The following is a 21820-nucleotide window of genomic DNA, read 5'->3' on the forward strand; positions in this document are numbered from 1 at the left end:
TTCTGTTACCCGTCAATTTGGAACGTAATACGGTTTTGCACACCAGACACTTCTGTTGCTTCGCCGTTAACAACACGAGGTTTATATTTGAACTTCATGGCAGCATCGATAGCCGCTTGTTCAAATATACCTTCTGGGTTTGCTTCTACAACAATTGGGTCGCGCACCGCACCTTGCTTAGTTACCGTAAATTCAACAATAACAAAGCCTTCAATGCCCCGTTGAAGTGCACGTCGTGGATATACCGGCGCAACTTTAACGATCGGGAGGTATTCACCGTCACCTGACTCAAGGGCCAAGCCTCCATCTAAAGAGATGTCGTCTCCCACTTCGGCCCCGAAATCCATCGACGTACCTTCTGCATCAGGAGAAGGCGAGTCCATTTGCGGTTGCTCCATTGGCGGAGGTGGCTCTTTTGGCTTAGGTGGCTTTTTCGGCTTACGATCTTTTTTCTCAACCTGTTCATCCTGCTTGACCCTAACAAAGTCAAGCACGCTTCCCTTAGGCGGCTCAGTTAGTGCGCTGCCACCCATCTTGATAAGCGATTGCATCAAGAAGAACAGGCCTAACGTGATCGCAAGGGAGATAACAAATGCGATTAAATATCGTGGCATGATTTATTGCTCTTGGGCTGCAATCGAAACATCGTAAACGCCAGCGGCTCGCGACGCGTCCATAACCTTAATCAAGGTTTCTGTTGTGGCCTTTTTATCAGCCTGAATAACAACAGTACCCTGTGGGTTTTCAGCGTGTAAACGCTCAATGTTCGCCTGCACTGCGCGAACGTCGATACGACGTTTGTTAATCCAAATTTCGCCTTTATCTGAAATAGCGATAAGAATATTAGCGCGGTCCTTTTTCACAGCAGTAGCTGCTTCGGGACGGTTAACATCAATACCGGCTTCTTTCACAAATGACGCAGTCACAATAAAGAAGATCAACATGATAAATACAACGTCCAGCATGGGCGTCATGTCGATGGCTGCTTCTTCTTCATCGACTAAGTTTTGAAAGTGCTGCTTCATAATAAATACCTTACCTTAATGCTTAGCTAGCATTAACGTTGAATAATCAATGCATCCTCAAGATGCGTGCGTTCTGATTTCACCATACGTGTTAACCAGGTAGCGGCGAATACGCCTGAAAGTGCGCCAACCATGCCCGCCATTGTGGGAATAGTGGCTTTCGATACACCTGATGCCATTGAACGAGCATTACCTGAACCCGCAATCGCCATTACATCGAACACTTCAATCATACCGGTAACCGTTCCCATCAAGCCTAGCAGCGGGCAAAGCGCTACCAGAGACTGAATAATTGGGATGCTGCCGTTTAGGCGCATGGTTAACTGTGAAATTGTTTTCTGACGAACTTGCTCAGCGAACCAAGAAGAGCGGTCGGTACGTGCTGTCCACATTGCTACCGCTTCTTTCTTGGCTTGCTTGTGCCAAACCATCAGATACATCGCACGCTCGAGGATCAAAAGCCACATAACGAATATCAGCAGACCGATGACCAGGAGAACCTGGCCGCCTGTTTCTGTGAAATCGCGAATTGCTTCTAGAAACTCGATCATGATTAGCCTCGCTCAGCGCGCTCTGCAATTACGCCAGACGCCTGTTCTTGTAGGATGTACACAATGTTCTTAGAACGTGTGTTAAGCATTGCATAAAGCAGTGTCATTGGAATCGCTACAACAAGACCTAGTACTGTTGTTACAAGTGCTGTTGAAATACCACCCGCCATTAGTTTCGGGTCACCTGTACCAAACAAGGTAATGGCCTGGAAGGTGTTAATCATACCCGTTACGGTACCTAGTAGACCCATAAGCGGCGCAACTACTGAGATAATCTTAATGATAGTCAGGTTACGACCTAGCTTAGGCACTTCGCCCAAAATCGCTTCTGTAAGGTGAAGCTCAAGCGCTTCAACGTCAGCGTTTGGATGCTCGTCACGTACTTTAAGTACACGGCCAAGCGGGTTATTAGTGTTAACTTCTTTGCTCTTAAGCTGCTTGTTTACTTTCATGCGTGTTAGCGTAAGCGTTACAAGACGCTCTAGAGCAAGTAGTAAACCAAACGCACCAACGATAAGAATGATATAACCTACAACACCGCCCTGCTCTACACGCTCTTTAAGGTTTGGCGCTTGAACAAGAAGACCTAGGATAGAACCACCTGTTGGGTCGATACCGAACTGAACTAGCTCACCATTTGATGCTTGTAGTTCTGCAGCAGAATCGTTGTAACGGTCAGCAGGTTGACGTACTAGTTCAGACACTGTGCCGGTTACACCGTTGTAGTCTAGGTATTTACCATCAGCCACTAGCGCGAACGGACCTACACGTACAACAGATTTGTTCACTTTCTCGCCGCCAGCTTCAACAACGTCAGTGGTAAAGGTAGTCACCTTGCCTGATTCAGTCATTTCACGCTGCATTTCAAACCACACGCGCTCAATCTCTTCAATTGAAGCAAGTTTTGAGCTTGAACCCATATCTTGTGCCATTTGGTCAAGGAACTCTGAACGGCCTTGAATTTGCGCAGATATTACTGAGTTATAGAATTTGTTTTTGGTGTCGCCCGCGATTTGCTGCAGCACACCGAATAGCTCTTTTAGTGAACCAAGACGCGTGTCTAGTGCACCGTTTAAGTCAGCCAGTTTGAATTCGTTTTCTTCAAACTGAGTTTCAAGCTGCTCAGATTGTGCAAGCATCTGGTCACGCTTTTCACGGGTTTCGCGAAGAATGCGATCTTGCTCTGCACGTTGTGATTGGAAATCACGCTCGCGCTGTTTGTTTTGCTGAGACTGTGCGAACTGACCTTCTTCTAATTGCTTTAGAAGTGCGTCTAAGTCCATCGCACGGTCGCTTTGTGCGAAAGCACCAACGCTGATGCTAAGGGCTGCTAGACCAACAGCGATACGTTTTACTGTGTTAAACATTCTCATCAACCTCTTAGTCTGTAATTGCCACTGGCAGCATTAGCAAGTCTGGTGCAAGTTGCTTCTTCGCCATGCGCAGACCTTTTGTAATTTGTGTACGGTAGCTGCTATCAAGCTCTTCCCACTGACGGGTTTGCTTGTTCCAAACACCCTGCATGCTAGCATCACGTGTTTGATAAATTAGCGCTGTACGACCAAGGCGTAGGAATTCTACATCACGCTCTTGACCGTTAATTGAATGGATACCGCTATACGCTTCCATAGTGCGGCCGTAGTCCATCTCTACTTGGTATGCTTCCATTACGCGACGGAATTTTTCAGACGCAGCAACGTCAGCACGGTCCATCATGGCGCGAAGGTCAGCTACGCGATTTGCACGCTCTTCAGGAAGGAAAGGTACGTCTAAAGCAACGAACTGCTCTAGACCGTCAATCATACGCATCATAAGTGGCGTGATTTGGCGTTCAACAACAGACACTTCGTCAATAGCTGAGTTCAGATCTGCCATTTCTTGTTCTTGGTTATTGATTTGCTTACGAAGCTGAGTGTTATAAACCTCAAGGCCTTCGATTTCTTTCATCAATGTTTTGAACTGTTGAAGTTTGCTGTCAATTTGATCGGTAATACCGTTTATTTTTTCTTGCGATTTTGCCGCTGACTCATTGATTTTCGCTGCCTCATCGACAACGGGTTTTAAGACTTCATCGTCTTGTGCCAGTACCGGTGTCGCTGTAAGCGCACCTGCAACTAACAAAGCATTGATAAGCTTCATACATTCAAACCTTTAAAGTTAAAAGAAATCGGTTGTATCCGACTATAAATTTCTGCGCGTAGGATAGAGTTTTTCTGTGACAGTTTTATTACGAAACTGTCATATTAGAACCGAAAGTGTCATGTTTAACTCATAAAAAAGGCCGCATGTAGCGGCCTTAAGGATAAGTTCAGTTTTTAGAAGTCATATTTAAATGACAATCTAATACCTGTACCTCGTGTCTCAGACCTAAGCAGGGTATCGTTAAATTCAATTTCACGATCTTCGCCTAGAATATTCTGAACACGTAATGTGACAGTGCTATTAAAGTCTGGGTAGTACTTGTATACCATATCCAATGAATGAAATGGTTGTTCGAAGTTATCGTCGAAACCATCAATACCCGGAATTAGAATACGCTCACCGAATACGTTGTATACTAACGACGCAGTGTGTTCACCGTTATCAGAGTCATAACCCAACTGCATGTTAAGTACATACTGAGAATGGCCGGTCATTCGGCGCTCAACATTAGTAATTGCCGCAGAAACACCAGTTTGCTCAACGATGTTCTGACGATCTAATACGATTTCAGAATCACTGACAGTGATGTTACCTGTAGTAAACAAGTTGTCCCAAATACCGTCGCCAATGAAGGCTAAGTCTTGTAGGAATTCAACTTCAACCCCGTAAACCTCGCCAGATTCAGCGTTAGCAATACGAATTAGCGGTGGACCATCCTGAGCCGGAGACTGTACCGATTCAATTGGCGCCTCCATGTCTTTATAGAATAGGCCTACAGACACGTTGTTACCTGCTTCGCGATACCACTCCCAACGTAAATCATAGTTAATGATATCTGTTGTGCTTACACCAGGTGTACCAGCAATCGGGAAGTTAGTTAACGGGTCTAAGTAAGTCGCCGAAGAAACCTCACGAAGATCGGGACGTACAACCGTTTGACCGATACTTGCACGTAGCTGCATATCGTCTTCTAAGAAGTAAGTCACTGCAAGTGCTGGATAAAAACCGTCTTCTTGGAACGCAAGCTGCGAACGATCCGCTTCGTCACTCAAGTCAAACTGGTTTGTGCGCGGGTCTAGTGGCGCCACTACCTGACGGAAGTCTTCATAACGTGCACCACCAGTGAAACGCCACTTGTTGTCATAGAAGAAATCAGCTTCTAGATAGTAAGCATCAATTTTCTGGCCCGCTACATAGTCATCACCAGCAATAGTCGTATCACGAATAATGGGTCGGCTAGACAAAGATAAGGTGTCTAAAACGCTGTCGCTGAAGATTTCGCTAAAGTCGTTACCGTCTAGAATTGAACGGTCTTCAACACCAAGTGTATTAATGTCGAAGCGACGGTTTTCAGCAGTACGTGTTTTGGTTACAAAGCTTGCACCCACTTTGTACTCGGTTTCCCACTTACCCATTGTCATGGGGTAAGTCACGTTATAGCCAAAGTTTTCCAAGCGATCGTGAAGGTCTTGAAACGTATATCGAGCCGCAGTTTGTGCATCTGACAAGAAGATTTCGTTTTCATCATCGAAGATGCCGTCTTGGTTCACGTCTTCCATTACGAAACGCGCATTGAAGTTACCCGGCGCGTGACGTACAGAGCGCCCCAACGAGTACGTCCAGTCAATACCCATGAAGTTTAGTTCTGGGATGGTGTGCTGACCTTTAATCTGATTGGTATAAAGCGAGCGTTCTTCGTACTGAACGTCGATATCGCGAATACGCAAACCTTCTGCTTGGTTCAAGTTTTCCGTGTTACCAAACATTTCGCGAATTTCATCGCGCGTGTCGTTTAGTACAATAAGGCTGTAATCAATACGATGTTGACGGTTGTAGTCTACACCTAGTGTTAATAGTGAAGACCAAGTCACCGTTTGCTCAGTACCTTGAATATCGTCAAAGAAGCGTACATTGATAATGTCATCGCCCACTAAGTCAGGGTCTTGTAGCTCGTATTCTTCAGAAGAGCGAGTTTGGGCTGAGTAACGTGAAGTCACTAGGAAGCCGAAGCGCCAGTCGTCGTCGTAGTCGTAACTGTCACCATAGGTAACGTTAACGCGCATATCAGGGTCAGCTGATTCTCTCTCAAGCCCATATTCTCTGTTAACGCCCTTGAACAACTCTAGCGCTTCCTCGGGCTCTAGGTCGTCTAGGAAATTCTTTGAATCCCAACGCTCTTGGATAGCAGCTGAGGCTGCGCGGGTTCCGTCGTCTTCACCTGTCCAGTCGCGACCGCCACCAGCATAATCCAGGACATCGCCAGAGTTTTCCGTATCGATACCAACCGCAGCTGATACGTTGAAAACACGCTGTGTAGGTATAGATTTCAATCGGATATTTACGTTACCGCCACCGAATGCCGCAGGCATGGAAGGCGAATACGATTTTTGAACCGCAAGGCTTTCTATAATGCTCGACGGGAACAAGTCGAGAGGTATTACGTTACGCGTTGGATCTGGGCTTGGCACGATTGCGCCGTTTAATTGTGTTGATGAGTAACGCTCACCAAGACCACGAACGTAGATGAAACGACCATCTACCAGCGTTAGACCAGTTACACGACGAAGTGCACCCGCAGCATCACTGTCACCAGTACGAGCTATCTGCTCAGCACCCATGATGTCAGCTACGAAAGCTTGATTTTTACGTTCTTCCATTACTGCCGTCGCCGTGCCCTTTAGGCGTGTACCGGTAGCGACAACTTCCTCAATCACTTCGTCTTCGTTTGATTGAGCGAAAGCCATAGACGCTGGAAGCAAAATACTTGCTGCAACGGCTAAGCTAATGGGCTTTAGAAGAAACCTGTTAGCAGGTCTGTTCATGATGAACCTCTTTAGAAAGGAATACATTCACGAAAATAATTCGTGTCTTACAAACTTAAAAGCAAGTGCGCCACTTTTGCAACGCACTTGCTTGTTTTTAGCTATGCGAACTGGGTCTTATTCAAGACCAACAGTCCATCCCGCAGTCCAGTCGTTATCAGCGTCTTTAACTGCGCCGATAAAGTCTACTGAAGAGAAGAAGCTGTCTAGCGTCGATACGTCAGTCGCAGCAGTTGCGTCTACTGTGTAGATACCGTTAAGTACTGTCGCAGTATTATCAAGTAGGCTGTTACCTGTTTGCGCAGTGAACCAATCTTCTTGGCTAAAGTCGCCAGAGTCTTTGATATTTTCCGCACACGCTAGTACAGATGTTTCAAAAGTAAGTTGTGGGTCGTTAGTTCCGTCCATGTTAGCAAGTAGCGTAGTATCGCCATCGCTAAGGTCAGCTTCGAAACATTCACCCATACCCGCTGGACCAGTAACTACGAAGTTATAAAGCTGTGCGTTTGTCTGGTCGCGAAGAAGAACGCCTTCAGAATCAGAGTCAGCAGTATCGAACTCGTTACCAATGATAGTCATGTTAGCAACCATTGGGTTAGAGAACGCTGTACCGTCGCCGCCGTCACCGTCGCCTTCAATTGCGCGGTTAGCATCAGAGTTGTCTTCTGCGTGCTTAACAAGAACAAATTGTAGTTTACCTTTGTAACCGTTATCCCAGTCTACAGAGTCATCTTGAATGCCTGTTAGCGTAAGATACTTAACGTTTACTGCACCACCAAAGAACTCAACACCATCATCTGCGTTTTTGTGTACTTGTACGTACTCAACAGTAGTACCAGAACCTACACCGCCAAATGTGATACCGTTTAGTTCGTTATCTGGTGCGATTTCGAAACCACCGTGCATTACGCGAACGTAGCGAAGCGTACCAGAGCTATCAGTGTTATCTGTACCACCGAACACTGCACCTTCTTGTGCACCTTCAACTTGAAGTGAACAGTCAGTACCGTCTTGAGGGCACTTAGTAGATTCGCCGTTACCTAGAACAATCATGCCGCCCCATTGACCAGCTTCACCCGCTTCAAGACCGCCAACAACGTGGTCTCGTGAAGTAAACGTGATTGGGTTTTCAGCAGTACCGTTTGCATTAATTTCTGAGTCACGGCTAATTACTAGGTAGTCGTTACCAGATGCGCCATAAACAGTTACGCCTGGCTCAACAGTAAGGGTTGCGCTGTTTTCTTTGTCGCCACCTACGAATACTGCACCAGAAAGTGCGTAGAAGTTACCTTCTGTAAGCGTAAGGTCAGATGTGATAGTACCTGATACTTCACACGTAGTGGTTGAACCGTCTACTGGCGTGATTGACGTTGTACCTGATGGACAGCCAGAAGCTGATTGAGCTAGTTCGATGTTACCACCGCCGAAACCAAACGCCCAACCTTGACGCCAGTCATCTTCACCTATAGCACCGATGAAGGTGTTTGCTTCGAAGAAGGTGTCAAGCAATGTAGACGCGTCGCCACCAGCTGTAAGAAGGTCACTTTGCGCAGTTAGTGTACCATCAGGGTTCAGACCAAGGTTTGCACGGTCTTCAAACGCGATTAGCTGATTGCCTTCTTGACCTGTAAACCACGCTTCTAGATCAACTGCACCTTCAGGTGTGTTGAACGGCTCAGAACAAGCGATAGCTGAGTAAGTCATAGTTAGGTCACCGTCAGAAAGGTTAGCTTGAACCGTTTCGTCTGTGTCCATTTCTAAACACTCGCCCATTGCTTCTGGACCAGTGATAAGGAAGTTCATTAGATTTGCGCCAGTTTGGTCGCGAAGTAGGAGACCTTCAGAGTCAGCGTCAGCTGTGTCGAAGGTGTTACCGATAACTGTCATGTTAGCGATCATTGGCTTAGAGAATTCTAGACCGTCACCACCGTCGCCGTCACCTTCAATACCGCGGTTTGCGTCAGAGTTGTCAGCAGCGTGCTGAACGTAAACGTACTGAAGCTTACCTTTGTAACCGTTGTCCCAGTCTACTGAGTCATCTTGGTTAGCTGTTAAAACTAAGTGTTTCGCGTTTACCGCGCCACCGAAGAATTCTACACCGTCATCAGCGTTGCTGTGTACTTGTACATAGTCAACTTCTGTACCAGAACCAACACCACCAAATGTAATACCGTTAAGTTCGTTGTCTGGCGCAATTTCAAAACCAGCGTATTTCACTACTACGTATTTAAGGATACCAGAGCTGTCTGTATCGTCTGTACCACCAAATACTGCCCCCTCTTCTGCACCTTCAACCTGAAGCGCACAGTCAGAGCCGTCTTGTGGACACTTAGTTGATGTACCGTTACCAAGGATAACCACACCACCCCATTGACCAGCACCAACTTCGTCGCCTACAACGTCGTTGAAAGAAGTCATGATGATTGGAGAAGATGCCGTACCTTCTGCTTCAATTTGAGAGTCACGGCTAACTACAAGGTAATCTGCACCAGTGCGACCAAAGATGATTGTACCTTCTTCGATTGCTAGCGTAACGCTGTCTGCTTTGTCGTTACCAATAAATACTGGACCTTCAAGTGCCCATACTGTGTCATTAGTTAGCGTGATAACGCCTTGATCGTCAGCATCATCAGCTGTTAAACGACCAGAAAGAACGCGTACTTCAACCGACTGGCCGAACGCGTCAGAAACTTCACCACTTAGGAAAGAGCTTACTTCACCTGGAGCTGTATCATCTGAACCAGTATCGCCACCAGTATCGCCACCAGTGTTTCCACCGTTATTATTAGTTACGCTGTTATCAATATCACCTTCACTGATATTAATATCGCCGCCACAGCCTGCTAGCACAAGAGCAGTAGCAATAGCTGAAGCTTTGAAAAGTTGCTTAAGTTCCATGTGTTTCTCCAAGTACGGTATAATTATGGATTTAGAAAACGCGGAAACTTTACCTAAGGTAGATGACACATTTGTTACATAAAGGCGCTGTAACAAAAGTTTCACAGAAAAAGTTCAATTTTAAACTAAAAAACACCCAATGAACTGTAATTCTCGCCAATAATAAATTTGTTTTTATTTGTTTTTCTGAAACTTAGCGGAGGAACGCTTGTATCGCTTACTTGAATTCGAGAATACTTTTGTACTCGCCATAGCCTCTATTGTCCCCCAACCTTAACCTAGATTGTGAGCCTACCTTCCTGATTTGTGACGTAATTATGACAAGAATGGTTGAAAGCACCTGGATATTTTAAAGCACTTTTTTTGAGAAAAATCTGTTTACTAGTTATGTCATTACCAAATCGTTAGTAGTGAAAAACAAAATTATTCATCGAGTAATCGACGCTGGCGTACTAATACATCTTCACGAATGGGGAAATATCCGTCTCTTAACACCTGCTGCTGCCCTTCCTGTGACAAGATATAGCGCAAAAACTCCCTTTCCAGAGTAGGTAAAGGCTCACCGGGCTTTTTATTTATCACTAAATAAAGAAAACGGGCAAACGGATACGTTTCGTTGCGCACCGTATCAATAGAAAGAGGGATTAAGCTGTCTAGCGACTCACCTAAAGGCAGAGCGCGAACTCCTGCGGTTTTATAGCCGTAAGCGGCATAGCCAATCGCGCCTGTACCGCTGGCCACGGACAATACTACAGATGCAGAGCCAGGTTGTTCGTTTACCGTATTCTTAAAGTCACCATCGCACAGCGCCATCACTTTAAACAAGCCGTAAGTACCCGATACTGAATTTCGACCGTACAGCCTGATAGGAGATTGATAGCCTATATCGTCAACGCCGAGCTGAGACCAATTGGTAATGGCTGTATTGCTGCCACAAAACTGGGTTTCAGAAAACACCGCGTCAACTTGCTCAAGGGTCATACCCGGCAGCGGATTGCGTCTATCGACAAAAATGGCGATGGCATCCATTGCCACTTTTAATACCGTAGGCGGGTAACCATGGGTTCGCGTAAAATCCCGTATTTCACTGGGCTTTAATTCTCGGCTCATAGGGCCTATGGTGGCAGTACCTTCAATCAGTGCCGGCGGAGCGGTAGATGAACCGGACGCCTGTATTTGAAAGCCGACCTGAGGATAAAGGGTTTTGAATTCCTGTGACCAAAAGGTCATTAAGTTTGCCAGCGTGTCTGAGCCCACTGAGGATATTTTTCCTGCAACACCGGGCTTGCGTTCATAGGCGGGCACTTGGTAAGTATCTGAAGCAGAGGAAGCGCTTTGGGCAGTCTGAGGAGTAGCGAGTATTCTAAGTGGAAACAACAGACCTATTGTCAGCAATAAACCTATAACACCAAGGTATAGCCTATTAACTATGTTATGACATTTGCTCGCCAAAGTTTACTGCCTCTAAAGGTTACAGCTGTTCTGCAATCAACTCGTTATCCAAAACGAAGGAGAAGTTGCTGCCCTCGCCCAAAGTACTGGTTATCTCTAAACGGGAATTATGATGACTTAATACATGTTTTACAATGGAAAGCCCCAAGCCTGACCCCCCTGTTTTACGAGAACGCGCTTTATCCACACGATAAAAGCGTTCTGTTAAGCGATTAAGGTGGTTCTGTTCAATGCCATCACCGTTGTCTACTACAGAAAACTGGGCGCCGCTCGCACCGCGACGCCAATATACGTTTATTTCACCACCAGCGGGGGTGTAATGAACAGCATTGAACACCAAGTTAGAACAGGCGCTGCGAAGTTCGGTTTCTACGCCAAAGACAAACAACTCTTCGTCAATGTGAAATTTAATAGTGTGGCTCTTTTCTTTATTAAGGGCCTGCGCTTCCCTTTCAACTTGAGCAAGCACAGCAGGAATATTTACTACATTTTCGTAAATACGTTCTGAACTTGCTTCAATACGCGATAGTACTAGCAAATCTTCTATTAGGTTTTGCATACGTTGCGTTTGCGATGTCATTTCTTTCATCGCTTTGTGCATAAACGGGTCTGACGCTTCATCAACAGGAAGGATTTCTAAATACCCATTAATAACCGTAAGTGGCGTTCGAAGCTCATGAGATACGTTCGCCACAAAGTCTTTACGCATTTCTTCAAGCTGAGACACTCGCGTTATATCACGCGCAATTAAAAGGAGGTGCTCATCGCCATAAGGCATTATTCGATATTCGAAGGTTTTATTGGGGTTCGTCGGCGACGGTACTTCAATAGGGTATTTGTAATTACCCGCGTGAAAGTACTGGATGAATTCAGGGTGGCGTAATAAGTTATCTATGCGCCGGCCTGAGTCTTGCGGCCATTTAAGCCCCAAATCTAACCGCGCCAGGCGATTACACCAAATAATACAAGCCTTAGAGTCAACCACAACCGCCGCATCTGGAAGGGCTTCAGAGCCTTCTCTAAAGCGTTTGACTAACTCGCCAAGCTCTTTACGCTTGTTGCGATTTCGACGCTGAAGGTAATAGATACCTTCATATATATGCTCCCATACACCTCGCACGGTAGGAGGAGACATTTTGCGACTATGCCACAGCCAGCGATTCAGCTTATAAAGGTGCCAATAGTTAAACAGCAGTAACAAAGTCGCACCTATGGCGACAGCGAATAACATATCATCCAGGTACCACCCGACCAGCGCAAAAACCACAAGGAATAGCACTAAGCGCAAAGTACTTCTCAACCAAGAGAAAGGATAATACATGAAATAGCTCGCGTTGTTGAAAGTGGAAATAGGCGCACGTTCAGATGGCACACAGACGTGAAGGGAATGGCGTCATACCACTCCCTAAACACCATATCTTATTAAAGCTTAGTAGAAAAACGGTAGCCTGCACCGCGTACAGTTTGGATCATAGCATCATGTCCGTGACGAGAGATAGCTTTGCGCAAGCGACGAATATGTACATCTACCGTCCTGTCTTCAACGTAAACATTGGTGCCCCACACGTTATCAAGAAGAAGTTCTCGGCTGTATACTCGCTCTGGATGAGTCATGAAAAAGTGCAATAGCTTGAACTCTGTCGGCCCCATATCCAATGGCTCTTCATTAGCCATAACGCGATGGGATACAGGCTCAAGTTTAAGTCCGTTAAACTCAATTGGCTCTTCGTTTGATGTGGGCGTGACTCTGCGCATTACCGCTTTAATTCTTGCCACTAGTTCCTTCGGCGAGAAGGGCTTAGTCACATAATCGTCGGCACCAGCATCCAAGCCTCGAATTTTATCTTCTTCTTCACCACGGGCTGTTAGCATGATAACGGGAATGTCACGAGTAAACTCGTGTTGCTTTAAACTTTTAGCCAGTTGTACACCGCTTCCACCCGGTAGCATCCAATCCAGTAGAATCAAATCTGGGTAAGGCTCGCAAATTTTTTCTTGCGCGATGTCGAAATCTTCGGCTTCAATAATATTAAAACCAGATTGCTCAAGTACGAACTTAAGCATCTCACGGATAGGCGCTTCGTCCTCAACCACCAACACTGTACGAGACATCGTAATATTCCTGCTCATTTATAAACGCCGCTATTATTAATGTGGTCTATGACAGTTTTATTAAAACGATTACATTAATGTGTCAAGTTTAATACGGTTTTAAAAAACGCGTCGTCCAAAGTTTATGCATACAATCTTGTTTATTCATACAATTGCGCATATTCTTGAGTTGTCAAAAATATCCACATTCATGTTATTTAAAATAACTAGATTACTAGAGATGTGGATATCATAAAAAGTCTGAAGTAACAGGGGTGTGTTTTTCTATGGCTGCGGTCAAGACAGGGTTATCAAGGAAGCTCTTAGCCAGGGTATTATCGGTATACTTTGCGCTCACGTTTCTTGTGACAATAGGACAAATTTTTACAGAATACCTCAGCACGAAAAATCACGTCGAAAGCGAGCTTCAAACGTTAAAAAACACTTTTTCCTCTAGCCTAACTCGCGCACTGTGGGAGCTTAACAACGACCAAGTCCGAGCTATCGCTGAAGGCTTGATGTCACTGCCTATTGTAGAAGGTCTTCAAGTCCGAGGTGAAAATGGCAATTACATCGCAGAGTACGGTATTCGTGTCCAGCGCTCTCCCGCGCCTGTCGATCAAGAGCTGATAGAGGATCATCCCGGAGGCGTTTTTAGCTATAGCTTTCCACTAGTTTTTAAGTTCTCTGGCCGTGAGTCTACCGTAGGCGATGTTACTTTATACTCAAGCTTCGACACTATATTTAGCCGTATTGAAGTAGGTGTTTTCTTTCTTATCGGCAACGCGATTGTGAAGACAACCTTCCTTGTTTTCTTATTTATGACAGCCTTTCGCACCATGCTCTCTGAGCCCTTACAGTCCATCACTGAGCAAATGGGCAATTTCGACCCTCAGCACCCTGCAGAGAGTAAATTCAACATCAAGTTAGATGATGACAACGAGTTGTTGCAACTTAAAGAGTCATACAATAATGTCATTGACGACCTTATCGTTTCAAATAACAAGCTTAAAGACGCGCAAAGCGAGCTAACACTTGCCAATAAAAAGCTAGACGATCAAAACCTCATTTTAGAACAGGAAGTGGCGAAGAAAACTGCCTCATTGTCACAAATCATGCTGGATCTAGAGCAGCAAAAAGACGAGCTTATCGCCCACCAGCGAGAGCTTCGCCAAGAAAACGAAAATCGCCAGTACATAGAAGCAGAGCTTCGCAAACGTAACCAAGAACTCGCGAGTTCAATGGACACCCTTAACCAAGCACAAGAGCAGCTAGTAGAGTCAGAACGCATGGCTTCACTTGGTGGCCTTGTGGCCGGTATTGCACACGACGTGAATACACCGTTAGGCGTAAGCGTCACCGCAGCCAGTTTTCTGCAAGAGCGACTAAACAACCTGAAGACTGATTTTGAAGATAAAAGCCTGACCAATAAAAATATGGCAAATTTTATCGACGAAGCGGAGCAAACTGCGCTTTTACTTTTGAGTAATTTAGAGCGCGCATCAGATCTTATCGCCAGCTTTAAGCAAGTGGCGGTTGACCAAACCAGCGAAACTGAGCGCGAGTTCGTGTTAGGCGAGTACATCAACGAAATTATTCAATCTCTTCAGCCAAGCTTTAAGCATACAGACCACCAAATTAATGTGACCTGTCCTGACAACTTAGTTGTAACCTGTGCCCCCGGCGCTATTGCCCAGATTGTAACAAATATGGTCGTTAATTCGCTTAGCCACGGCTTTGAAAGTAAAAGTGCCGGCAAAATTACTCTCGATGTAAAAGAAGAGAACGATATGGTTGTTATCTACTATAAAGATGACGGCAAAGGCTTAAGTGAAGAAGAATTAAGTCAATTATTTGATGCTTTCTTTACCACTAAACGAGGAGAAGGTGGCAGCGGTCTGGGCACACACATTATGTATAACCTAGTTACACAGTCGCTACAAGGCCACATCGAAGCCGATAGCGCCCTCGATAACGGCTTGCAGTACACCATTCGTTTTCCCAAAAGAAGTGCGTAACCTTTTTTTTCTATTTTTAATCTGGGAAGCACACAACAGCTTCAAATATCTAACAACCTTCTATTCAATTGCACCGCAAGTCGTACGTTGGTACGCTTGCGCCCTATTTTTATAAAGAGAATGCTTACACTATGTGGTTTAAAAATGTAAAAGCTTATCAAATTACTCAGCCGCTTTCGCTAGACGAGGGTGATTTAGAGCGAGTCTTAAACGAGCACGCTTTCCGCCCGTGCGGCAGCCAAGATTTAGCAACCATGGGATTTGCATCTCCGTTTTCACAGGCTGGTAAGCAAGGCACTATGTTTCATGTTGTTCAACAGCGTTTTTGGATAACGCTAAAGAAACAAGAGAAGATCTTGCCCGGTGCTGTGGTCAATGCCGAGCTTGGCGAAATGGTGGCTAAAATTGAAATGGAAACCGGTTCGCCAGTTGGTAAAAAAGCCAAAGCTGACCTTAAGCAAGAAATTCAGACACGCTTGCTGCCACAGGCCTTTACCAAAAACACCTACACCCACGGTTTTATCTCGCTTGCCGACAACTTGGTAGTGGTTGATGCGTCATCTGACGGCAAAGCCGAAGCCTTTTTAGCCATGGTACGAAAAGCCATTGGTTCACTGCCAGTTGTGCCCTTTACGCGCAGAAGCCTTCAAAGCGAACTTACGCACTGGGTTACTGAGTCCACTCCAGAAGGTGTAGGGCTACTTGAAGAAGCTGAATTTAAATCTACCGATGACACAGGCAGTGTAATTCGCTGTAAGAACCAGCCGCTTGATAGCGAAGAAATCAGTATTCACCTAGATGCCGGTAAGCTGGTTCAAAAAGTCGCATTTGAATATGCAGAAACCCTAACGGCTATTATGTGTGAAGATGGCGCCATAAAGCGTATTAAGTTCACTGACCGCATTAAAGAAGAAACTGACGACGTACCAAAGGATCAAGTAGAGGCGCGCCTTGATGCAGAGTTTGCGCTAATGTCAGCAGAAATTTGTACGCTGCTTAACTTCCTTCGTGGTGCGCTTAATCTAAACGACGACAGTTTGTAAGCGAACGGCAAGTAAATAATAAGCAAATGAGAAAGATAGCCTAGCGCTATCGAAAAGCCTAATGACATTAGGGTAGTTAGGCTTTTAATCAGGAGCACTGAAGTACTTTTTTAATTAGCTCATTTGAACTGGCAACCGTCTTTTAGCGCAAAGCCTTTCTAGCTTTTACAGAAAAGTTGCCAAAACGCTTTAAGTTCAAGCGGGATAGTGAATTACCACAACAAAGCGCGTATTTCCTGCTTCGTCTCGATAACCGTGGGGCTGGTCTGCGCGCAATATACATTGCTCTTGAGCCTGGTAGCTTTTCCACTGTCCATCTTGCAAAACCCCTAACTTTCCTTGTAGTACGTGAATATGTTCGGTAACGCCAATTTGGTGGGCTGAAGAGTGCTGCTCATGAAAGTCTGTTAAGCATAGTTCGAACATCTCAAACTGAGTAGCTGAGTTAAAAGGAAATAGCGTTTTAATGGTTACATTTGGGTCGTTAGCGAACTTGTTATCGGCGTGTTGAGACGAAGGTACTGTTTCATCACCAGATAAGAAAGAAGAAAATGAACATGCAAGACCTGTGGCTATTTTCCACAAAGTCGCGATGGTTGGGCTAGACTCACCTCGTTCTATTTGCCCAAGCATGGCTTTTGACACCCCGGTCAACTGCGCGGTTTTATCAAGGGAAAGCCCCCTAGCTTTACGAACAGACTGCAGGTGCTGTGCAATACTTCTTGAAATATCAGAAGGCTGCCCATTTGCTTTTTTCATGTATTGAAGGCCTTTTATTTCGTCACTGATATGAATAAAGCAGTTGTGCGCTATAACGCACAAATGTTAAGTTACCTATTGTACGTTATAGCGCACAAAGCGGTAAAGTAGCACATTCGATAGACACCAAAAGCGTGTTTTTATCGCTCAATCGTTTCCAATCGAAATTCCATCACGAGGGTTTTCATGAGTAAATGGAAGTTAAGTCATATCAGCGCAGGGCTAACCGCGGTTACAGTAGGTTACAGTAGTTCTGTTGTCATTATCATTGATGTAGCGCGTAAAGCCGGCGCCAGCGACGACATGGTAGTGAGTTGGTTGTTGGCGCTTGGGCTCGGTATGGGCATTACCTGCATTCTGTTTTCGTGGCTATCTAAATTGCCCGTTGTTACCGCTTGGTCTACGCCTGGTGCGGCTTTTTTATTAACCAGTATCGGCGACTATAGTTTAAGTGAAGGCATTGGTGCATTTATAATATGCGCAATGCTTTCACTGATAACAGCGCAAAGTCGGACTTTACTTAAACAAATTAGTCGCATTCCACCAGCCATTTCATCTGCACTTTTAGCCGGTATTCTTCTGCCTATATGCCTTGCTATATTTACCGATGTTAATGAAGCGCCGCACCTAGTCGCGTTATTTATTTCCGCTTACCTAATAGGAAGCCGACTATTCCCCCGCTATCTGATGCTGTTGTTGCTGGTTATGTCCGTGGGCATTAGTTTGTTTGTCGGTAGTGCCAGCGGTGTTGTTGCTCTACCAAGTACCTCATCAGGACTGCCATCAATAATTACTCTGCCCGAGCCGATTTGGGTAACGCCCTCTTTCTCTATCAGCGCCGCCATTGGCTTAGCCTTTCCTCTTTTTCTTATCACCACGCTTTCTCAAAACTTGCCCGGCATAGCTATTCATCACGCCCACGGCTATACACCCGACCATAAGCCTATCTTATCAGGCATTGCCGTTATACAAGGTCTATTAGCACCGTTTGGTGGCTTTACTTTTAACCTAGCCGCTATCACAGCAGCACTGTGCATGGGTGAACAGGCGGATAGTGAAAAATCACAGCGCTATAGAGCTGCCATAGCGGCCGGCGTGGCGTATTTATTTATGGGGCTGTTAGCGTCTGTGGTCGTTACGTTATTTGTTAGCATGCCCAGTATCATTATTCATCTACTTGCAGGGCTCGCACTTTTAGGTACGCTGCAAGGGTCGGTGGTTCGCGCTATGGAAGTAGAGCATCACAGAGCCCCAGCACTGCTCACCATGCTGTGTACGGCGTCAGGCTTTAGCTTATTTTCTATGACTTCAGCGGTGTGGGGATTGGGTCTAGGTTTACTATTACTGTTTGTTCAAAAGAAACCTGCTAACGCATAGTGTTGCTTATTATGCGCTGTACGTGTAGTGAACCTATATAACAAAAAGGCCGATACGTTTTGAAGTTTCACTTCTGTATCGGCCTAACACTACTGTGTAGATTTGAGGGGTAGCTTAAAAGCTTAACTGCTTATAAGAAAATTTGCTTCGCGGCACTTGTGAGTTCTTCGAACTCATCAGAGTGAAGCTCGCCCATATCTTCGACCACACCACGCTGAATAGCTAAGTTTAGCATGGCGTCTTTTTGGCTACCTGCCGCTCCCGAGACTGCCGCACCTACGCGAACAAAGTCAATATAGCTTAGCTCATCAGGGAGATAGCTTAAGTCTTTCCAGTTTTTCGCTACATTTACGAAGCTTTCACCAAAGCCCCATTCTCTCATTATGCTTGCACCAATGCGGCCCGCTAGTTTATCGATTGCCACTTCAAGGAAAGAAGGGTTCGCAAAAACTTCAGGGTGGCGCTCAGCTTCGGTCAAAATAGGCAGTACACCAATATTATGTACCAATGCAGCTAAAGTCATAGTATCCATGCTCATTTCCCGCTTTTTGGTGCGAGCTATATAAAGCTGCAATACCGCCATTGAACTGGCAACTATGTTTACCGTGTTCGCCCACTCCTGTTGCAAATAACGAGCTACTACATCATTTTTAGATACGAACAGTTGCTCCATTGCTAATGCGGTAGAGATATTCTTAATTTGTCGCAAACCAATACGGGTTACCGCCTGACTGATTGAGGTTACTTTAACACTGCGCCCCATATAAGCACTGTTTGCAATTTTGATCATTCTTGCACTAAGTGATGGGTCTTGTCCGATTACCTCGCCCATAGCATTAAGGTTAATGTCAGGGTCATCTGCTGCTTTACGGACTTTTAATGCGATAGCAGGAAGTGTAGGAAGGACCAGTGTGTCATTGTTTATCTTTTCAACCAAAATGGTTGAAAGCGCGTTCTGTGTAGACATATTTCTACCCTTAGAAAGTTCCAAATTGCCTTGATAAGGCGATAGTTTGCGTTACCCGTTATCCACATAGCTAACATCAATCCTGATGCGCCAAGTAAATCGAGTATTTGTGCGTTGCATTCCCTGCGCTTATTCACATAGGCCTCTATGTTTCACGCTAAAATACAAACCGTTTATTGTTTTATTATGGTATTTCTATCACCATACTATAGTAGCTCTTTAGTTTCGACCAACTAAAAAAGACAGGCTTAGTGCGAATGTTTAACGACCGCAGAAGCACGAGAGCTCAATCAAAGTATAGACAACAAGCAGCAAACCACTATTGATATTAAGCAAATAATTTTCATACTTTTGTATAGAATCAAAAGCATAGCTATAGTGAGTTACGCAAACACCTCCCCACATACTTAAATCAATACGGGAAAACGACACGGTAAACCTTATGATTAAAAAAACGACTTCAAGTTATTCGCCTATTGCTGCTGCAGTAGCAGGGCTATTTATACTGGCCGCCTGCAGTAAAAGCGCCGATACAACGCAAACTCAAACGGCAAAGCCTGAAACCGATACAGCGCAAACCTTACTTGTAGACGAGTCCCGCTTGTCTATTTATCACGGTGTAGACCTTACCAGCGATTTATCACACCTTAATGACAACCAGCATAAAATGCTTTCGCTTTTAATAGATGCGTCGAAAATTATGGACGACCTGTTTTGGAAGCAGGCATTTTTTGAAGATAAAGATGCTTTCCTTTCCTCGATAAGCGACGAAAAGGTACGTCACTTTGCAGCGATTAACTATGGTCCTTGGGATCGCCTAAATGGCGACACGCCATTTATTAGCGGCTATGAAGATAAAGCCCTAGGCGCTGAGTTTTATCCTCACAACATGGAAAAGGAAGAATTTGCTACGGCTGAGTTTGCCGACAAGCAAGGCTTATATTCTATAGTGAAGCGCGATGAAGCAGGTAACCTTTATTCAGTGCCTTACTCTGAAGCCTTTAAGAGTGAGTTAATGAAAGCATCTGACCTACTAAAAAAAGCGTCAGAGCTAGCTGAAGATGAAAGCTTCAAGCAATACCTGCAACTGCGTTCTGAGGCATTGCTGTCTAACGATTATCTTGCCTCTGATATGGCCTGGATGGATATGAAGACTAACCCAGTAGAGCTGGTTATTGGCCCTATTGAAAGCTACGAAGATCAACTCTTTGGCTATCGCGCTGCGTTTGAAGCCTACGTGCTTATTAAAGATTTAGCATGGAGTGAAAAGCTGGCGAAGTACGCGGCTTTCCTACCTGAGCTTCAGAAAGGCCTTCCTGTTGCTGATGCTTACAAAGCTGAGATGCCAGGTTCTGATGCAGATCTAAACGCTTACGATGTTATTTATTATGCAGGCCACTCTAATGCTGGTAGTAAGACCATTGCGATTAACTTGCCTAATGACGAGCGCGTTCAGTTAGAAAAGGGAACCCGCCGTCTTCAGCTTAAAAACGCAATGCGCGCTAAGTTCGACACGATTTTAGTGCCTATTGCAGATACACTAATTGTGCCAGAGCAACGTGAGCACATTACGTTCGACGCCTTTTTCGCCAACACCATGTTTCACGAAGTGGCTCACGGCCTTGGCATTAAAAACACTCTAGACGGTTCGGGTACCGTGCGCGGCGCACTTAAAGAGCATGCTTCAGCCCTTGAAGAAGGTAAAGCCGATATTTTAGGTTTGTACATGGTACAAAGCCTTCTTGAGAAAGGTGAAATTACCGAAGGTACGCTAGAAGACTACTACGTGACCTTCATGGCCGGAATTTTCCGCTCTGTGCGTTTCGGCGCAAGCTCTGCACACGGAAAAGCGAACATGATCCGCTTTAACTTCTTTGCACAGCAAGGTGCGTTTGAGAAAACAGAAGACGGCATGTATCGCGTAAATATGCAAAAGATGGGCGCTGCAGTAGAGGCACTTTCTGAATTGATCCTGACTCTTCAAGGTGACGGCGATTACGACGGTGTTGCAAAACTTGTGGAAACTATGGGTGTGATCAAGCCTGACCTTGCGTCAGATTTAGCGCGCTTAGAAGCGGCTAGCATCCCGGTTGATATTCACTTTAATCAAGGTAAGAAAGTGCTGGGGCTTGCTGAGTAAGCCATTAGGTTTTACTTTTTAATATCATTTAGCTCATTTATCTAGAGCGTAAATAAAAATGCCGCCCTTTAAGTAATTGGCGGCATTTTTTATCTGTCAGCGAAAACGTTACTCAACGTGTTGCTTCATGTTCTCAGTATACGGAGGCCAACCTAGTGGTTTACCTGCCAATACGTGAAGGTGAATATGATATACAGTTTGCCCACCGTATTCGTTGCAATTCATGACGGTACGGTACCCCTGATCGGCAAACCCTTGCTCTTTTGCAATCTTTGCAGCCACCAATGATAGATGACCCACTACTTCGCGATCTTCTTCAGCAATATCATTTACCGTGGCAATTTGCTTTTTCGGTATAACTAGAAAATGAGTCGGAGCCTGAGGATTTATATCTTTAAACGCCAGCGCCAGTTCATCTTCGTACAAAATCTCTGCTGGAATTTCCTTGCTGATAATTTTATCAAAAATTGTTTCTGCCATGTCTCACATTCCTTTTTAATCAGGTGTTTAACTATTGCGTTAGCGATCAATGAAG

General features: G+C 45.1%; 17 protein-coding genes. 4 read left to right on the forward strand and 13 right to left on the reverse strand.

Features of this window, described 5'->3' with window-relative positions; genetic code table 11:
* Positions 1-5: 5 nt before the first annotated feature.
* The 10 genes from ACXAFM_RS05960 to phoB form a co-directional block, all read right to left on the reverse strand.
* Entirely contained in the window at positions 6-614 is a 609-nt protein-coding gene (locus tag ACXAFM_RS05960; protein ID WP_012517281.1) for an energy transducer TonB, read from the reverse strand.
* Between the two features lie 3 nt (positions 615-617).
* On the reverse strand, positions 618-1025 hold the full coding sequence (locus tag ACXAFM_RS05965) for an ExbD/TolR family protein (RefSeq protein WP_071817097.1): 408 nt from the start codon (positions 1023-1025) through the stop codon (positions 618-620).
* A 32-nt stretch (positions 1026-1057) separates the two neighbouring features.
* Positions 1058-1576 carry a MotA/TolQ/ExbB proton channel family protein gene (locus ACXAFM_RS05970; RefSeq protein WP_014978335.1) on the reverse strand — a complete coding sequence of 173 codons (519 nt, stop codon included), beginning with the start codon at positions 1574-1576 and terminating at the stop codon, positions 1058-1060.
* Positions 1577-1578: 2 nt separating this feature from the next.
* A complete protein-coding gene (locus ACXAFM_RS05975; protein WP_474827786.1) occupies positions 1579-2943 on the reverse strand; it encodes a MotA/TolQ/ExbB proton channel family protein in 1365 nt (454 codons plus the stop codon).
* Between the two features lie 13 nt (positions 2944-2956).
* Entirely contained in the window at positions 2957-3715 is a 759-nt protein-coding gene (locus tag ACXAFM_RS05980; protein WP_474806290.1) for a DUF3450 domain-containing protein, read from the reverse strand.
* A 176-nt stretch (positions 3716-3891) separates the two neighbouring features.
* Positions 3892-6540: a TonB-dependent receptor domain-containing protein gene (locus tag ACXAFM_RS05985; protein WP_474827788.1), complete on the reverse strand. Its 2649-nt coding sequence runs from the start codon at positions 6538-6540 to the stop codon at positions 3892-3894.
* 117 nt (positions 6541-6657) lie between these two features.
* Entirely contained in the window at positions 6658-9438 is a 2781-nt protein-coding gene (locus ACXAFM_RS05990) for a hypothetical protein (RefSeq protein WP_474827790.1), read from the reverse strand.
* A 423-nt stretch (positions 9439-9861) separates the two neighbouring features.
* Positions 9862-10833 carry a PstS family phosphate ABC transporter substrate-binding protein gene (locus ACXAFM_RS05995; RefSeq protein WP_474827792.1) on the reverse strand — a complete coding sequence of 324 codons (972 nt, stop codon included), beginning with the start codon at positions 10831-10833 and terminating at the stop codon, positions 9862-9864.
* Positions 10834-10909: 76 nt separating this feature from the next.
* The gene (gene phoR, locus ACXAFM_RS06000; protein ID WP_474827794.1) at positions 10910-12211 is read right to left on the reverse strand and encodes a phosphate regulon sensor histidine kinase PhoR; all 1302 of its coding nucleotides are present in this window, start codon (positions 12209-12211) and stop codon (positions 10910-10912) included.
* A gap of 101 nt (positions 12212-12312) precedes the next feature.
* Entirely contained in the window at positions 12313-13002 is a 690-nt protein-coding gene (gene phoB, locus ACXAFM_RS06005; protein WP_118490259.1) for a phosphate regulon transcriptional regulator PhoB, read from the reverse strand.
* A 266-nt stretch (positions 13003-13268) separates the two neighbouring features.
* Between phoB and ACXAFM_RS06010 the strand changes: the two genes are divergently transcribed.
* Together ACXAFM_RS06010 and rdgC are read left to right on the forward strand one after the other, a co-directional pair.
* A complete protein-coding gene (locus ACXAFM_RS06010; protein WP_474827797.1) occupies positions 13269-14999 on the forward strand; it encodes a sensor histidine kinase in 1731 nt (576 codons plus the stop codon).
* Positions 15000-15130: 131 nt separating this feature from the next.
* The gene (gene rdgC / locus ACXAFM_RS06015; RefSeq protein ID WP_474833835.1) at positions 15131-16042 is read left to right on the forward strand and encodes a recombination-associated protein RdgC; all 912 of its coding nucleotides are present in this window, start codon (positions 15131-15133) and stop codon (positions 16040-16042) included.
* A 195-nt stretch (positions 16043-16237) separates the two neighbouring features.
* Here rdgC and ACXAFM_RS06020 read toward each other — a convergent pair whose 3' ends face one another.
* Positions 16238-16801, reverse strand: a complete 564-nt coding sequence (locus ACXAFM_RS06020; RefSeq protein ID WP_474827801.1) for a helix-turn-helix domain-containing protein — start codon at positions 16799-16801, stop codon at positions 16238-16240.
* A gap of 186 nt (positions 16802-16987) precedes the next feature.
* Here ACXAFM_RS06020 and ACXAFM_RS06025 point away from each other — a divergent pair, with 186 nt between their 5' ends.
* Positions 16988-18178, forward strand: a complete 1191-nt coding sequence (locus ACXAFM_RS06025; protein WP_474827803.1) for a benzoate/H(+) symporter BenE family transporter — start codon at positions 16988-16990, stop codon at positions 18176-18178.
* Positions 18179-18308: 130 nt separating this feature from the next.
* Here ACXAFM_RS06025 and ACXAFM_RS06030 read toward each other — a convergent pair whose 3' ends face one another.
* The gene (locus ACXAFM_RS06030; RefSeq protein ID WP_474827805.1) at positions 18309-19145 is read right to left on the reverse strand and encodes an HDOD domain-containing protein; all 837 of its coding nucleotides are present in this window, start codon (positions 19143-19145) and stop codon (positions 18309-18311) included.
* A 445-nt stretch (positions 19146-19590) separates the two neighbouring features.
* Between ACXAFM_RS06030 and ACXAFM_RS06035 the strand changes: the two genes are divergently transcribed.
* The gene (locus ACXAFM_RS06035) at positions 19591-21285 is read left to right on the forward strand and encodes a dipeptidyl-peptidase 3 family protein (protein WP_474830524.1); all 1695 of its coding nucleotides are present in this window, start codon (positions 19591-19593) and stop codon (positions 21283-21285) included.
* Between the two features lie 108 nt (positions 21286-21393).
* Here ACXAFM_RS06035 and ACXAFM_RS06040 read toward each other — a convergent pair whose 3' ends face one another.
* A complete protein-coding gene (locus ACXAFM_RS06040; protein ID WP_474827807.1) occupies positions 21394-21765 on the reverse strand; it encodes a histidine triad nucleotide-binding protein in 372 nt (123 codons plus the stop codon).
* Between the last annotated feature and the right edge of the window lie 55 nt (positions 21766-21820).

Source organism: Alteromonas sp. ABD4_190 (assembly GCF_056160105.1).

Bases quoted from the DNA above. Each gene is read 5' to 3' on its own strand.
- ACXAFM_RS05990 (WP_474827790.1), bottom strand. From the start codon at position 9,438: ATGGAACTTAAGCAACTTTTCAAAGCTTCAGCTATTGCTACTGCTCTT.
- ACXAFM_RS05960 (WP_012517281.1), bottom strand. From the start codon at position 614: ATGCCACGATATTTAATCGCATTTGTTATCTCCCTTGCGATCACGTTA.
- ACXAFM_RS06010 (WP_474827797.1), top strand. From the start codon at position 13,269: ATGGCTGCGGTCAAGACAGGGTTATCAAGGAAGCTCTTAGCCAGGGTA.
- ACXAFM_RS05975 (WP_474827786.1), bottom strand. From the start codon at position 2,943: ATGTTTAACACAGTAAAACGTATCGCTGTTGGTCTAGCAGCCCTTAGC.
- phoR (WP_474827794.1), bottom strand. From the start codon at position 12,211: ATGTATTATCCTTTCTCTTGGTTGAGAAGTACTTTGCGCTTAGTGCTA.
- ACXAFM_RS06030 (WP_474827805.1), bottom strand. From the start codon at position 19,145: ATGTCTACACAGAACGCGCTTTCAACCATTTTGGTTGAAAAGATAAAC.
- ACXAFM_RS06020 (WP_474827801.1), bottom strand. From the start codon at position 16,801: ATGAAAAAAGCAAATGGGCAGCCTTCTGATATTTCAAGAAGTATTGCA.
- ACXAFM_RS05980 (WP_474806290.1), bottom strand. From the start codon at position 3,715: ATGAAGCTTATCAATGCTTTGTTAGTTGCAGGTGCGCTTACAGCGACA.
- ACXAFM_RS05965 (WP_071817097.1), bottom strand. From the start codon at position 1,025: ATGAAGCAGCACTTTCAAAACTTAGTCGATGAAGAAGAAGCAGCCATC.
- ACXAFM_RS05985 (WP_474827788.1), bottom strand. From the start codon at position 6,540: ATGAACAGACCTGCTAACAGGTTTCTTCTAAAGCCCATTAGCTTAGCC.
- ACXAFM_RS06040 (WP_474827807.1), bottom strand. From the start codon at position 21,765: ATGGCAGAAACAATTTTTGATAAAATTATCAGCAAGGAAATTCCAGCA.
- ACXAFM_RS06025 (WP_474827803.1), top strand. From the start codon at position 16,988: ATGAGTAAATGGAAGTTAAGTCATATCAGCGCAGGGCTAACCGCGGTT.
- phoB (WP_118490259.1), bottom strand. From the start codon at position 13,002: ATGTCTCGTACAGTGTTGGTGGTTGAGGACGAAGCGCCTATCCGTGAG.
- ACXAFM_RS05970 (WP_014978335.1), bottom strand. From the start codon at position 1,576: ATGATCGAGTTTCTAGAAGCAATTCGCGATTTCACAGAAACAGGCGGC.
- rdgC (WP_474833835.1), top strand. From the start codon at position 15,131: ATGTGGTTTAAAAATGTAAAAGCTTATCAAATTACTCAGCCGCTTTCG.